Annotated in this window: 13 protein-coding genes; 4 read left to right on the forward strand and 9 right to left on the reverse strand. The window is 68.6% G+C overall.

Going from position 1 to position 13,889, the window contains the following annotated elements:
• Window positions 1–30: 30 nt before the first annotated feature.
• Window positions 31–1,041 carry a 2-alkyl-3-oxoalkanoate reductase gene (gene oleD / locus Q7W82_RS01915; protein ID WP_242159123.1) on the reverse strand — a complete coding sequence of 337 codons (1,011 nt, stop codon included), beginning with the start codon at window positions 1,039–1,041 and terminating at the stop codon, window positions 31–33.
• A gap of 100 nt (window positions 1,042–1,141) precedes the next feature.
• The gene (gene oleC / locus Q7W82_RS01920; RefSeq protein WP_242159122.1) at window positions 1,142–2,803 is read right to left on the reverse strand and encodes an olefin beta-lactone synthetase; all 1,662 of its coding nucleotides are present in this window, start codon (window positions 2,801–2,803) and stop codon (window positions 1,142–1,144) included.
• Window positions 2,804–2,949: 146 nt separating this feature from the next.
• Here oleC and Q7W82_RS01925 point away from each other — a divergent pair, with 146 nt between their 5' ends.
• Window positions 2,950–3,324, forward strand: coding sequence for a YkgJ family cysteine cluster protein (locus Q7W82_RS01925; RefSeq protein WP_017911452.1), 375 nt, complete (start codon window positions 2,950–2,952; stop codon window positions 3,322–3,324).
• Window positions 3,325–3,510: 186 nt separating this feature from the next.
• Here Q7W82_RS01925 and Q7W82_RS01930 read toward each other — a convergent pair whose 3' ends face one another.
• The 6 genes from Q7W82_RS01930 to Q7W82_RS01955 all read right to left on the reverse strand — a co-directional run bounded on the left by Q7W82_RS01930 (window position 3,511) and on the right by Q7W82_RS01955 (window position 10,872).
• On the reverse strand, window positions 3,511–3,990 hold the full coding sequence (locus Q7W82_RS01930) for a hypothetical protein (RefSeq protein ID WP_160947946.1): 480 nt from the start codon (window positions 3,988–3,990) through the stop codon (window positions 3,511–3,513).
• A 250-nt stretch (window positions 3,991–4,240) separates the two neighbouring features.
• Window positions 4,241–5,146 (reverse strand): alpha/beta fold hydrolase, encoded by a 906-nt coding sequence (locus tag Q7W82_RS01935; protein ID WP_242159121.1) that lies wholly within the window; start codon window positions 5,144–5,146, stop codon window positions 4,241–4,243.
• An 86-nt stretch (window positions 5,147–5,232) separates the two neighbouring features.
• Window positions 5,233–6,315 carry a Fic family protein gene (locus Q7W82_RS01940; RefSeq protein ID WP_242159120.1) on the reverse strand — a complete coding sequence of 361 codons (1,083 nt, stop codon included), beginning with the start codon at window positions 6,313–6,315 and terminating at the stop codon, window positions 5,233–5,235.
• Between the two features lie 118 nt (window positions 6,316–6,433).
• A complete protein-coding gene (locus tag Q7W82_RS01945; protein WP_242159273.1) occupies window positions 6,434–7,450 on the reverse strand; it encodes a 3-oxoacyl-ACP synthase III in 1,017 nt (338 codons plus the stop codon).
• A gap of 102 nt (window positions 7,451–7,552) precedes the next feature.
• Window positions 7,553–7,870 carry a DUF4156 domain-containing protein gene (locus Q7W82_RS01950; RefSeq protein WP_242159119.1) on the reverse strand — a complete coding sequence of 106 codons (318 nt, stop codon included), beginning with the start codon at window positions 7,868–7,870 and terminating at the stop codon, window positions 7,553–7,555.
• 125 nt (window positions 7,871–7,995) lie between these two features.
• Complete coding sequence (locus Q7W82_RS01955; RefSeq protein WP_242159118.1) at window positions 7,996–10,872, reverse strand: pitrilysin family protein; 2,877 nt, start codon at window positions 10,870–10,872, stop codon at window positions 7,996–7,998.
• Between the two features lie 414 nt (window positions 10,873–11,286).
• On the opposite strand from Q7W82_RS01955, the gene Q7W82_RS01960 reads away from it, so the two are divergent.
• Complete coding sequence (locus Q7W82_RS01960; RefSeq protein ID WP_242159117.1) at window positions 11,287–11,763, forward strand: hypothetical protein; 477 nt, start codon at window positions 11,287–11,289, stop codon at window positions 11,761–11,763.
• A 41-nt stretch (window positions 11,764–11,804) separates the two neighbouring features.
• Window positions 11,805–12,284 (forward strand): tRNA (uridine(34)/cytosine(34)/5-carboxymethylaminomethyluridine(34)-2'-O)-methyltransferase TrmL, encoded by a 480-nt coding sequence (trmL, locus tag Q7W82_RS01965; protein WP_160964652.1) that lies wholly within the window; start codon window positions 11,805–11,807, stop codon window positions 12,282–12,284.
• A 48-nt stretch (window positions 12,285–12,332) separates the two neighbouring features.
• On the opposite strand, the gene Q7W82_RS01970 is transcribed toward trmL, so the two are convergent.
• Window positions 12,333–13,037 carry a DUF1349 domain-containing protein gene (locus tag Q7W82_RS01970; RefSeq protein ID WP_242159116.1) on the reverse strand — a complete coding sequence of 235 codons (705 nt, stop codon included), beginning with the start codon at window positions 13,035–13,037 and terminating at the stop codon, window positions 12,333–12,335.
• 44 nt (window positions 13,038–13,081) lie between these two features.
• On the opposite strand from Q7W82_RS01970, the gene Q7W82_RS01975 reads away from it, so the two are divergent.
• Complete coding sequence (locus Q7W82_RS01975) at window positions 13,082–13,729, forward strand: TetR family transcriptional regulator (protein WP_242159115.1); 648 nt, start codon at window positions 13,082–13,084, stop codon at window positions 13,727–13,729.
• Window positions 13,730–13,889: the final 160 nt, after the last annotated feature.

The raw sequence follows: 13,889 nt of genomic DNA on the forward strand, positions 1-13,889 counted from the left end.
CGCGGCATCATCTTCGGCAAACAGCGGTCGTCAGCGGGTGACGGACGTGTCGTGGCGCCATGAGGACGCCAGCCGCTGCAGGCCCTGCTCGATCGTCACCTGCGGCACGTAGCCGAAGTCGCGCCGCGCCGGTTCCATGCTGTACCAGTGCGGGGTACACAACTGCTCGGCCAGAAAGCGCGTCAGCGGCGGCTCGCCGCGCAAACGCAGCAGCGGCCACAGCGTCTCGCAGGTGGCGCCGATGCGGTAGGCGGCCTTGAACGAGAGCGTCTTGGTCACGGTCGGTGCACCGACCGCGGCGAGCAGCTTGTTGAGCAGTTCGCGCATCGGCAATGGCTCGCCGTTGGAAATGAAGTAGGCCTTGCCGGCGCAGGGCGCCCCTACCGCGAGGTGCTCGAAGGCATCGAAATGTGCCTGCGCGGCGTTGTCGATGTAGGTGGAATCGACCTTGTTGTCGCCGCCGCCGACCAGGCGCACGCGCCCGGCCTGCGCGCGCGCGACCAGCTTGGGCAGGATCTGGTTGTCGCCCGGCCCCCAGATCAGCCGCGGACGCAGCGCCACCACGGCCAGTTGCGCGTCGTTGGCGGCCAGCACCATGCGCTCGGCGATCGCCTTTGTCGCCGCGTACGGCGCCTGGAAATCCTCGCCGTAGGGCACCTGGTCCGCGCCCAGGCCTTCGACCGGATGGGTGGCGCGGTGGGTCACGCTCGGCGTGGAGGTGTAGACCAGGCGCCCCACGCCATGCGCACGGCAGGCGGCCAGCACGTTCTCGGTGCCGACCACGTTGGGCTGGTGGTAGCTGTCGTAGCTGCCCCAGGCGCCGGCCTTGGCGGCGTTGTGGAACACCGCATCGGCGCCGGCCAGCGCATGCTGCAGCGCCTGCGCGTCGGCCAGGTCGCCACGCACCTGGGCCACGCCCAGCGCCTGCAGTTCCGGGTAGTGGCCGCGGTTGAAGCTGACCACCTGGTGCCCGCGCGCGACCAGCCCGCGGCACAGCGCCTGGCCCAGGAATCCACCACCACCGGTCACCACGATCTTCATCGCCACACTCCATTGTCAGGGCGGCCATTCTGGGGCCGGCCTTGCTGCACGCCAATGTCGCCCAGCAGCACAGGCACGCCAGGCCAGCTGCCGCGTGCACTCATTTGCGCTGTTCCGCCGCCCACAGCGCCAGCTTTTCGCGACCGATCTTGGCGTTGTGGCGGATATCCACCGGGAAGCCGGGGTGGCTCAGGAAGTCGACGATGCCGGCCGTGTGCGCATGCGCGGCGGCAGTGTCGCGCAGTTGCTGCTGCAGCGCCTGCAGTTCCGGGCCGCTCGACAGCATGGCGTTCACTTCGAGCTCGTAGCACAGCACCGGACGCTGCCGCCCCGGCTCGCCGATGCCGACCAGGGCGGTGCGGCCGATCCCCGGCAGCGCGTTGAAGATCGGCTCCACCTGTTCGGTGTACAGCGGCCCCTGCGCGGTTTCCACGCGCTGGGTCTTGCGCCCGCAGAACCACAGACGGCCCTGCGCGTCGAAATAGCCGACGTCGCCCATGCGGTGCACGATGCGTTCGCTGCCGTCGTCCAGGCGCTCGCGGATCTTGGCCAGGCGCGTGGCCGCGTCGCGGTTGAAATAGGTGTCGGTGGCAGTCGGGCCGGCCACGGTGATCTCGCCGACCGTGCCCACCGGAACTTCGCGCACGCCGCTCCACTCGGGAATGGCGGCGTCGTCGATGGCGATGATGCGCACCTCGTTGGGCGGCACCACGGTGCCGATGCAGGTGCCGGCGCCGCGCTCGGTGGCCGCGCGCGTGTCCTGCAGCTCGCGGCCCTCGATCACCGCCACCGGCAGGCACTCGGTGGCGCCGTAGGGCGTCCAGAACCGCCCATCCTCCGGCAGCAGGCTGCGGATCCGCGCCACCACGTCCGGCGGCACCGGCGCACCGGCCGAGGTGGCGCAGCGCACGTTGGTCAACGGCTTGCCGTAGTCGGCCAGCACCCGCATCAACGCGGGCGACCCGAACAACTGGGTCACGCCGAAGCGCTGCATCGCATCGTGCAGCTTGCGCGGATCGACCTTGGCCGGACGCGTCGGGTCCATGTCCGGAATCACCGAGGTCAGTCCCAGCGCCGGGTCGAACAGCGCGAACGGCGGGAAGGTCGGCAGGTCGATGCCGCCGGGCTGCATGTCGAAGGCATTGCGCATCAGCTCGATCTGGCCGACGAAATGCCGGTGCCGGTAGACCACGCCCTTGGGCACGCCGGTGGAGCCGCTGGTGAACAGGATCGCGGCGACGTCGTCCGCGGCCGTGTCGGCCAGCTGGCTGCCGGCGCCCTGGCCGGCGCGCTCGATCCGCGCCAGCGTGGTACCGCCCCAGGCCCAGCGCCGGCCGACGGTGACGATCCGTTTCGCCGAGCGCGCCCAGCCGAGCAGGCGCCGCGCCAGCTGCGCCAGCGGAATGCCGATGAAGGCCTCCGGCTGCGCCTCGTCCAGGCATTGCTTGAGCGCGCGCCGGTCGATGCCGGGGTCGACCAGCACCGGCACCGCGCCGGCCTTGAACAGCGCGAACATCAGCAGGAAGAACTCCGGCGACGGCCGCACCATCACCACCGTGCGGGTGCCGCGGCCGATGCCGTACGCGCCCAGGCCGGCGGCGATGGCATCGCTGCGCGCATCCAGCTGCGCATAGCTCAGGGTCACGTCGTAGGCCGCCATGCCGCCGGGGCCGGGCCGGCCGGGGCAGCGCATGGCGATCTGGTCCGGGCGCTCGCGCGCCAGCCGCGGCAGCGTGGCCGCGATGTTGCAGGTCGTGGTCATGCGCCGATTATCGCCGATGCGCCGGGCCGCAGCCGACAGCGCGCCCGTGACGGCCACGGCTGAATGCCGCAGTGCTTGCAGCGCGCGCCGGTTCGGTCAGAATGCCGCGCCCCCCACCGCTGTTCGCCGCGCAAGGCCCGGCCGCCATGTCCCATCCCTGCCTCACCTGCGGCGCCTGCTGCGCCTACTTCCGCGTCAGTTTCCACTGGAGCGAAGCCGATCCCGCGCTGGGCGGCAGGGTCCCGTTCGAGCTCACCGAGCCGTTGCGCACCCATGAGCGGGTGATGCGCGGCACCTCGCAGGCGCAGCCGCGCTGCATCGCCCTGGACGCGGACATCGGCCGCTACAGCCGCTGCAGCATCCACGAGCGGCGGCCGTCGGTGTGCGCGGCGGTGCCGGCCTCGCTGGAATTCGGCGAACGCAGCGCGCAGTGCGACAAGTCGCGGCTGGCGCATGGGCTGCCACTGCTGACCCTGGCCGACTGGGACGGCGTGGTCGAACGCAATCTGCCGGACGCCTGAGCGGCGGCGGTCGCCAGGAGGGCGGGGAGGCCGTAGGAGCGGCTCTTGCCCCCGTTTGTGGGATCGGCGGCGAGCGGCGTTACCGGAAAGCCAGGTCGCGGCGGAAGCCGCTCCTACGAGACGACGAGCCCCTGGCAGCATCCGGCGAGCAGCGTGGCGCACGCGGCACCCGCGCGCCGCATCGGCTCAGCGATGCTTCCAGGCGGTCGGCACCGGATTGGTCACCGTGTTCTTTTCCAGGGTGTAGGTGCCGTTCTGCTGGGCGATGGCCTCGCCGGTGTCGACGATCGCATTCTGGATGAAGACGTTCTTGTCCTCGCCGCGGATGAAGGTCAACTGGTGGAAGGCGGTCTTGTTGCCCCAGTCCTCGGACGGCAACGAGATGAAGCGGATCGTATAGGTCTGCTCGTCGAAGCTGCCCTGCAGCACGTACACGCCGTAGTGGTTCTCGCCCTGCGAAATGATCTTGTACATGCCGTTGCTGTAGTAATAGATCTCCGCATCGGGGAACGGCTTCTTGTCGTACAGCTTGCGGTAGTGCAGCACCTGCTTCCAGGTGGGCTGGCCGAATCCCACCGCCAGCGTCTTGCCGTCCGCGGACGTCGTCAGGTCTTCCGCATGCACGCCCGGCACGCTCATCGCCATCAGCAGCATCGCCATTGCCATCGCTTTCACTCTCGGTCTCCGGTCGGATTGCGTGCATCGTCCGCTTCGGCGCAACGCGCACGTCGGCGGCGACTGTACACAGCCGCACATGTTGCAGCACGGCAACCGGTAGCAGTTTGCGTGCGCCCGTGTAGACGATCCACGGCGCAGCGGCGCCGTCATCGCGGCGCATGTCGCGGCAATGCTCACCGCATCTGCTGCACGCCACTGCGGCGCACGGCTGCACCCCGGCACCCGCCGCGTAACGCGCTCACGCCAGCGGATGCGCGTCCAGGAAGCGGCGGATCGCCGGCACCAGCACCTCGTGCTTGTCTTCCAGCACGTAGTGGTTGGCGTCCTCGAAGGCCATCACCTCGGCCTGCGGTAGCGCGCGGCGGAAGCCCTCCAGGAAATGATGGTCGAAGCAGATGTCGCGCAGGCCCCAGCCGATGAAGGCCGGTCGATCGGCGAACGACGGCAACGCCTGCTCGGCCCGCGCCAGCAGCGACCAGGCCTTGTCCGTCGGCGACAGCGGGATGTCCTGCATGAAGCGGATGGTGGAAATGCGGTTGGCCCAGCTGTCGTACGGCGCCACGTAGGCGCGACGCACGTCGGCGGGCATGCGCCGCGACACGCCCAGCCACGACGCGCCCGAGGAGAACGCATTGAAGGTGCGGATGAACCATTCGCCCATGCGCCAATGCCGGCCCATCGCGATCTGCCACGGCATCGGCTTGGCCGCCGGCAGCGGGAACGCCGCGGTATTGGTGATGACCAGGCGCCGCACCTGCGCATGGTGCGACAGCGCCCAGCCGAAGCCGATCATGCCGCCCCAGTCGTGCACCGCCAGCGTCACCGGCCCGTCGATGCGCAGATGCCGCAGCAGCGCGTCGAGGTCGTCCACGCGCGATTGCAGGGTGTAGTCGTAGCCCGGCCGCGCGCCCGGCGCATCGTCCGGCTTGTCCGACAGGCCCATGCCGATGTGGTCGGGCACGATGCAGCGGTAGCGATCCGACAATCCGCTCACCAGCGTGCGCCACAGATAGCTCCACGACGGATTGCCGTGCAGCATCACCACCACCTCGCCATCGCGCGGGCCCTCGTCGAGATAGGACATGTGCAGCCCCGGGCGAACCTGGAAGCGCTGCGGGGTGAAGGGGTAACCGGGGTAGTTCATGCGGGACGCTTCTCGGGAGTGGAGACGAGGTGGAATGTTGCATCGCTCGCAACGCCTTGCGCCGGTGGCGAAGGCGCGGGGACGCGTCAGCCGGAGCCCGTTGTATCGGCACCGCGCCCGAGCAATTCGAACAAGGGGAGATTCACATAGTAGTTGTTGCGGCCGACCCGTCGCTTCTGCAGTACCCCGTCCTGCGCCAGGATATCGAGATACTTGGTGGCGGTCAGACGCGAGACGCCCAGGTCGCGCTGCACGAACTCCACCCGCGTGTACGGATGGTTGAACAGATTGTTGATCAGGTTCTGACTGTAGAACCGGTAGTGCTCGCGAACGCGCTGCTTGGTCTCCTGCAACAGCGCCGTGATCGCGACGATGGTGGCCACCGTCTCGGCAGCGGTGATGGCGACGGCATCGAGCATGTACAGCACCCAGTCTTCCCAAGCGTCGTCTTCGCGCACCGCCTGCAGCAAACGGTAGTACTCCGGCTTGGTCCGGACGACATGCCGGCTGAGGTACAGCACGGGGATATCGAGCAGGCGCTCCTTGACCAGGTACAACACGTTGAGGATGCGCCCGGTGCGGCCATTGCCGTCATAGAACGGATGGATGCTTTCGAACTGGTGATGGATCAGCGCCATCTTCACCAGCGGATCCGCCGCGAACGGCGGCGCATCATGGATGAATCGCTCCAGTTCGCCCATCAGGCGGACGACATCATCGGCGCCTTGCGGCGGTTCGTAGACCACCTTCCCCAACCCGTCACGCAATGTGGTTCCCGGGAGTTTGCGGAAACCTGCCCGGTTGCATTCGAGCTGCTCCTGGACGCCGACGACCGTATTGAGGGTCAGCAATCCCGACACCCGCACCTGCTCGAATCCTTCGCGCAGTGCTTGTCGATAGCGCAGCACTTCCTTGATCGCCGTGCCGGTCGCATCGGCCGGATTGTCTTCGCGGTACAGGTCGTCCTGGGTGGTGACGATGTTTTCGATCGCCGAACTGTCCCGCGCTTCCTGCAGGGTCAGCGTGTTGATCAAGATGTTCTGGTTCGGGATGCTGGCGGCGACGCCTTTCAATTCCGCCAGGCTGCGACTGGCGATCGTGAGTCGCTTCAGGATCGCCGTTGTGTCGAACCGGGTCGGATCCAGGTGCTGTAAGGCGGAGAGGGGCATCGCGGCCGCCACATGCAAAGAAAAGCGGAGTTTAGATGCATTTCTGCATCGACATGCATAATTTCAGGAAGAAATTATGCATGTCCAGCGCCATGACACGCCGAAGTGCGTGCTCCGCTTACCAAACCACCTCGGCCATCGAACAGTTCAGGCCCGAGCCGATGCCCATCAGCGCGATCCGGTCGCCCTTCTTCAGGCGGCCCAGCTCGCGCAGCTTGCTGAGCACGATCGGCACGCTGGCCGGGCCGATGTTGCCGTATTCGCCGAAGATGGTCATGACCTTCTTCTGGTCGATCCCGAAGCTCTTCATGAAGGCCTTGGTGTGCGGAAGGCTGACCTGGTGGATGACGAACTGGTCCAGTTCGTCCACGGCCCAACCCAGCGCCTGCCGGGCAGCGGCGAAGGTCTTCTGGCCCAGCTTGAGGCCTTCGATCAGCAGCATGCGGGTGTCGGTGACCATGCGGTCCATGTTGCCCCGGCACAGGGAGTTCCACTGCGTGGCCGAGCGGGTCACGCCACCGCGGTAGCGCGGCGCATCCGGTGCCAGGTCGGTACGCGCCATCACCATCGCCACGGCACCGCAACCCAGGGTCAGGGTCGCCATCTCGTCGCGGAAGGCGTCAGCGGTCAGGTCCTGCGAGGCCATCCGCTCCAGGGTCTTCTCGTACACCAGGTTGGCGGTCTCGCCATCGACCACCATCGCGTAGTCGATCTCGCCACGCTCGATCATCCGCGCCGCGATGTCCATGCCGTTGATGAAGGCCAGGCAGGCATTGGCGACGTCGAAGGTCATGCACTGCTCGCTCACGCCCAGGTTGCCGGCGACGATGCTGGCGGTGGACGGCTCCAGGTAATCGCGGCTGACCGAGGTGTTGACCAGCAGCCCGACCTGTCCAGCCTCGATGCCCGCATCGCTCATCGCCTTGCGCGCCGCCAGCGTCGCCACATCGGAAGCCTGCAGGTCCTGGTCCCACATGCGCCGCGCGTGGACGCCGGCGATGTCGCCGAGCACGTCGGCACGGATCCGCAGCCGGTCCAAGGTAGGCTGCAGGCGCGCGTTGATCTGCTTGGAGGTCAGCGTGTGCGGCGCGTCGATATGCGCCAGTCCCGCGATCGAGACGTTGGTGAAGAGCATCGAGGTGTACGCCAGGGTCAGGCGAGGGGGCGCCAATTCTAGCGGTTACACCGTTTTACCGCATCTTTAACAAATCCCTGGAAAGCGTATGGTCTGAGCGGTTCAGCGACCGCCGCACTGGTAGGCGGTGAAGCGCTGGTCGCCGTCGACCGGGTCGCCCATCGCCTGCACGGTGTTGGCGCCCACGCCGGGCGCCTCGTTGCGGGCCAGGGTCTCCAGCTCTTCGCGGACCCGCAGCGGGCTGCGCTGGTAGAAGCCGACGCTGCTCTTCACCGACACCACCACCTCGCCGCGCTTCTCGCAACCGCTGGCGGCCTGCCCGGGCGACAGGACCCGCACCCCTTTGCCTTCCGGCGCCATCGGCACCCAGGTGCAGCCGGCGAGCGTGGCGAGCAGGACGAAGGCGATCGGTAGACGCATGGAGGGGCCCGTTGGCAGGTGAATCCGGATTGTGCCGCAAAACGCTGAATCCGCCATGACACGGCCGGCGCGGTCGCCCGTCCTGCCACGGCGCGCGCCGGCGAGTGCCGACGCGCGTCGCCCGATCAGCGCGGCGCGGGGGCCGCCGCCGCACCGCCCTGCGGCACGCCGTCGGCATCGATCACCGTGACCTCGCCCAACTTCAGCGCGCGCACCGGCGCCTCGATCTGCTTCAAGTCGCCCACCACCACCCAGGTCAGGCTGTTCGGGTCGAGCATCGACGCCGCCTCGCGCACCTGCGCCGGGGTCATCGCCTCGATCTCGGCCTTGCGCTTGAACACGTAGTCGTCGGGACGGCCATAGCGGACGATGCCACCGATCGCGCCCATCACCGAACTGGCGGTCTCGTAGGCGCCGGGCAAGCTCAGGGTCTGGATGTTGCGGATGCGCGCCACCTCCTCCGCCGTCGGCGGCGCCTTGCCGTTGGCGAAGGCGCTGATCTCCTTGGCCATTTCCTGCAACGCGGGCGCGGTCTTGTCGATCTGCACCGGCGCCGAGGCGGTCCACGGCCGCTGGCCGAGCGCGCTGGCCGCGCCGCTGCGCGCGCCGTAGGACCAATGCTTGTTCTCGCGCAGATTCATGTTCAGGCGCGAGGTGAAATCGCCGCCGATCACGCCGTTGGCCATGTCGAAGCGGACCGACGCCGCATCGGTGGTCGGCGGCACCAGTTCCGAGGCGAACAGGTTGGCCTGCACCGCGCCGGGCTGGTCGATCAAGTACACGCGCGGCTTGGCCGGCCGCGCCACGCTGGCCGTGGCCGGCACCGACGGCGCCTGGCCCTCGCCCTTCCAGTCGCCGAACTGCGCGTCGAGCAGCGGCACGATCTCGCCCAGGGTGGTGTCGCCGACCACGATCAGGGTGGCGTTCTCCGGGCGTACCCAGTCGCGGTGGAAGTCGACCAGGTCCTCGCGCTGCAGCGCCGCGATCGCCGCCTCGGTGCCGGTGCCGCTGAACGGGATCGCATACGGATGGCCGGCGCCGTACAGCAGCGGCGGCAGTACCCGCATCGCCACGCCGTTGGGCTGCGCCTTCTCCTGGCGGATGCCGGCGATCCAGCTGGCGCGGATCCGCTCGATCTCGTTCGGCGCAAAACGCGGCCGCCGCAGCATGTCCGCATACAGCGCCAGCGACGGCGCCAGGTTCTCCTTCAGCGCCGACAGATAGGCATTGCTGCCGTCCAGCGAAGCGCCGGCGGACAGCGACGCGCCCAGGGCATCGGCCGCATCGGCGAACGCCAGCGCATCGCGCTCGCCGGCACCCTCGTCGAGCATGCCCATGGCGAAACTGGCCGTGCCCGGCTTGCGCCCCTGGTCGGCGCTGTACCCGCCCTTGAATTCGTAGCTGAACTGCACCACCGGCACGTCGTGGCGCTCGGCCAGGATCACCGTGCTGCCGTTCTTCAGCGTGGCGCGCTGCAGCGCCGGGAACTTCAGCTGCGGGAACTGGGTGGTCTTGGGCGGGCCGGCGCTGCGATCGACCACGCTGGGCAGCGCGCTGTATTTGGGATCGACCGGCGGCGGATTCAGCGGCGCCGGCTGCACGGTCGGCTCTTCGGCCATCGCCACGCGCTCGCCCGGCTGCACCAGCAAGGTGTAGTCGCCCTTGCCCAGCCATTTGCGGCCGACCGCGGTGAGATCGCGCGGGCGGGTGGAGGCGATGGTCGCCAGCGAGGTGCGGAAGCAGCCGGGGTCGCCGGTGTAGACCGCGCACTCGGCCAGCACGTCGGCCTTGCCGCCGAAGCCGCCGATGCGTTCGACGCCACGGATGAAGCCGGCGCGGAACGCGGTCTTGGCGCGCGCCAGTTCCGCCTTGTCCGGGCCCTTGTCCAGCAGCCGGCGCACTTCCTCGTCGATCGCCGCCTCGACCCTGGCCGGGTCCACGCCCTGCTTGACCATGGCGATGATGCCGAAGCCGGAGCCGAGCTGCGACGGCCACACCGAGGCACTGATCTGGTCGACCAGCTTGTCCTCGTGGACCAGGCGCCGATCCAGCCGCGAGGACTTGGCGCCGCCCAGCACCTGCGCCAGCAACTGCAGGCGGTCGACATCCTCGGTGCCGGTCTGGGCCACGTTCCAGACCCGGTAGATCCGCGTCTGCGGCACCTTGTCGGTCATGGTCTCGCGGGTGGACTGGCTGCGCTGGGCCACGTCGACCTTGGGCTGGGCCATGGTCGGGCCGGCGGGAATGTCGCCGAAGTAGCGCGCCACCTTCTCCTTGGCGGTGGCCACGTCGATGTCGCCGGCCAGCACCAGCACCGCGTTGTTGGGCCCGTACCAGGTGCGGAACCATTGCTTCACGTCGGCCAGCGAGGCCGCGTTGAGGTCGTTCATCGAGCCGATGACGGTGTGGTGGTACGGGTGGCCGGCCGGGTACAGCGCGCGGCTCAGCCGGCTCCAGGCCTGCCCGTATGGCTGGTTCTCGCCCTGGCGCTTCTCGTTCTGGACCACCCCGCGCTGTTCGTCCAGCGCGGCCTGGTCGATGGCGCCGAGCAGGTGGCCCATGCGGTCCGATTCCATCCACAGCGCCATGTCCAGCGCAGTGGTCGGCACGTTCTCGAAGTAATTGGTGCGGTCGCTGTTGGTGGTGCCGTTCTGGTCGGTGACGCCGACCTGCTTGAACGGCTCGAAGAACTCGCCGTGGTGGTTCTCGCTGCCCTGGAACATCAGGTGCTCGAACAGATGCGCGAACCCGGTGCGCCCGGCCGGCTCGTCCTTGGCACCGACGTGGTACCAGAGGTTGACCGCCACGATCGGCGCCTTGCGATCGGTGTGCACCACCACCCGCAGTCCGTTGGGCAGGGTGAATTGCTCATAGGCGATATCCACCGACGTGGCGGCGGCGGGCCTGGCCGCCGCCGAGGGCGGCGCATAGCTCAGTGCGCCGAGCGCGGCGAACAGGGCGAGAGCCAGCAGGGTGCCACGCGGGCGGGTCGAGACGGTCATGCGGATCCTTCTTCCTTGGGGCCGATGAAACAGCCGGTGAACGCCGATCGTACCGGGCGTCCCGCACGGCGCGTATTCCGCCGTTGTCGCTGAGGTCCTGCTTCGACGGCGTCGCGACCGCGCCGCCAAAGGGTCGACGGCCGCCACGACGGGCGCCGCGGTGTCCGTGTCCGGCGTACGCGAGCGCCCGGGTGTCCGCCCGCGGACACTCCAGAGAGATCAATTCCTCTTGAAATACAGACACTTGTAGTTGGCACGCAGCCTGCTTGAACACCCTCAAGCGCGAAAGCCGACGCCGCATTAGTGAATGCAAGCTTAATGAAACAACGCAACACGAAAAAGTTCTTGCAGCCCCTGATTAGGTGTACTACCTTACTACCACACCACTGATCAACAACACCAACGAGGCCCGCCATGAAAACCACCACCCTGCTCCTGACCGCCGCCATCGCCGCCCTGTTCGCCGCCCCGTCCTTCGCCGCCACGCAGATCGCCACCCTGGACACCGTGCAGGTGCGTCCGTCGGCCGAACAGATCGCCCAGCGCAATGTCGAGCAGACCAGCGGCATCGCCACCCTCGCCGCCGTGCAGGTGCGTCCCTCCGCCGAGCAGATCGCCCAGCGCGAGGCCGAACTGTCCAGCCACATCGCCACTCTGGCCGCGGTGCAGGTGCGCCCGTCGGCCGAGCAGCTGGCCGAACGCGACATGGAACAGGCCGCCGGCCAGCACGTGGTGACCCTGGCCACCGTGCAGGTGCGTCCGGACGCGGACATGGGCAGCATGCTGGCGATCGGCGACGTGGTCGGCCAGACGCTGGACACCGCGATGCTGCAGCTGCAGCCGAGCCTGCAGAAGCTGGGCCAGGACCTGGCGGTCGGCCTGGTGCGCTGAACCCGCCCCAAGCCCGCCGCGCCGGCGCGTACACTGCGCCGATGATCGCCACCCCAACGCTGCACGTTCTGCTGTACCAGCCGGAGATTCCACCCAACACGGGCAACGTCATCCGCCTCTGCGCCAATACCGGCGCGCAATTGCACCTGATCGAGCCGCTGGGCTTCGACCTCGGCGACCGCCAGCTCAAGCGCGCCGGCCTGGACTACCACGAATACGCCCGACTGCAGGTCCACGCATCGCTGGAAGCGGCCCTGCAGGCCATCGCCCCCCGCCGCCTGTTCGCCCTCAGCACCCGCAGCAGCACCCGCTACGACACGCCCGCCTTCGCCGACGGCGACGCCTTCCTGTTCGGCCCGGAAACCCGCGGCCTGCCGGACGCCGTGCTGGAGCAGGTGCCCGACGCGCAGCGCCTGCGCCTGCCGATGCAGCCACACAACCGCAGCCTCAACCTGTCCAACGCGGTGGCGGTGGTCGTGTTCGAGGCCTGGCGGCAACTGGGATTCCCCGGCGCCGACTGAGCACCAGCGGCGCCGCCGAGACGCGAACCGCGAGGGCGTTAGCGCGGGTCAGGACAGGTCGTGCAGGTCCTTGCCGAGCACCGGCCCCAGGCTCCAATCGGAGAAGCGGACCTTCAATCCCTCGCGTTCCGGCGTGCACGTCATCGGGCCGACGAGGTAGGAGGACGCCACGGGGAACGGGCACAGCCGCACCAGCGGCCAGTACTTGCCGTCGCGCGAGACCTGCAGGCGCAGCACGCCCTTGTCCACGGTGGCACGCATCCAGAAATCCGAGGCGTCGGCTTCGTACGGGCCGGTGGCCCAGTCCGAGCGGCCATCGGTCAACACGCTGCTGAGCATCGGCCGGCCGTCGCTCAGTTCGATGCCAGCCTTGACCCAACGGCGCGCGTCGATCCGGACCATGAGGCCGGCCTGATCGTAGAGCTGTTCGAAGTTCCCACGGATGCGCAACTGGCAAGTGAAGCGCGCGGGCGCGGCGATGCCGAGGAAATGTCCGCTGTCCCGGGTGAACCCGTAGTGGGTTTCGCGCCAGAAATCGGTGCCCTTGTCGGTGACGACCTCGAGCACGCCGCCGGGCAGGAGCCGATGGACCTTGGGCGCGTTGAGCCAGGTGCCGGCCTCCCAACCGGACGCTGGCGCAGCGCGCGCCCTGGCGGCAGGCGCCCCGGTGGCCAGCACGACACCGCCGGCGGCGAGCCCGCCCAGCGTCGCGCGGCGAACGATATCCACGTCCCGCTCCCCGGTATTGGCCATCGCCGTGCTCCTCGCGTCGCTGTTTTCGAGGCGCCATCGCGGCGATGGCCTTGGTCGACCTCATCGGCGAATTTGTACATCCGTACCAATTGAGGTGTCAACCGCGAACTGCGATCATCGGCGCTCGTCGAAAACAGCGTTGGGCAGGCATGAGCGGCAGGACCTGGCGGCAGGATCCGCACCGGAAGGACGCGATCGAGCAGGCCGCCCTGCGGGTGGTCCTGAACCACGGCGTCGCGGGCACCACCTTCCGCAAGGTCGCCGAGGAAGCCGGCGTTCCGCTCAGCGCCACCACCTACTACTTCAGCTCCATGCACGCGTTGCTGGTGGCCGCGTTCACCCGGTTTTCCCAGAAGGTATCCACCGACTTCGCCGCCGAAATCCGCGCCGCGCAGAGCCACGCGCAGGCCTTGGACGCGGTGGTGAACATCATCTTCGCCGAGGCAACGGCCTCGCCGCGGGTGCTGCTGCTGAGCTACGAGCTGTATGCCTTCGCCCGCCGGCATCCGGAGATGACCGCGATCATGCAGCAGTGGATGGCCCGGAGCCGGGCGGCGCTGGAAACGCATTTCTCCACCGTGGCGTCCGCCGCCATCGACGCCTTCATCGAAGGCGCGACGATCCACCGCTCGGTCGTGCCCATGGACAGGCAGCGCGTACGCGATGCGATCGAGAAACTCGCCGCGTTGTAGAGGACGACGGAGGCACGAGGGCATCCGCGCTCCCCCCGGCAACGCGAGGCACAGCTCCGGTGACCTCGAGCCTGCAGGGCCGGATCTTGCCGCGCCGTGGCGCGCCCCAGCCAGGCCGTGCTGATCCGGCGCACCTGGACCACGTGCAGAACCACGCTGT

Origin of the sequence: Xanthomonas indica (assembly GCF_040529045.1) — a bacterium.
Classification (GTDB): domain Bacteria; phylum Pseudomonadota; class Gammaproteobacteria; order Xanthomonadales; family Xanthomonadaceae; genus Xanthomonas_A; species Xanthomonas_A indica.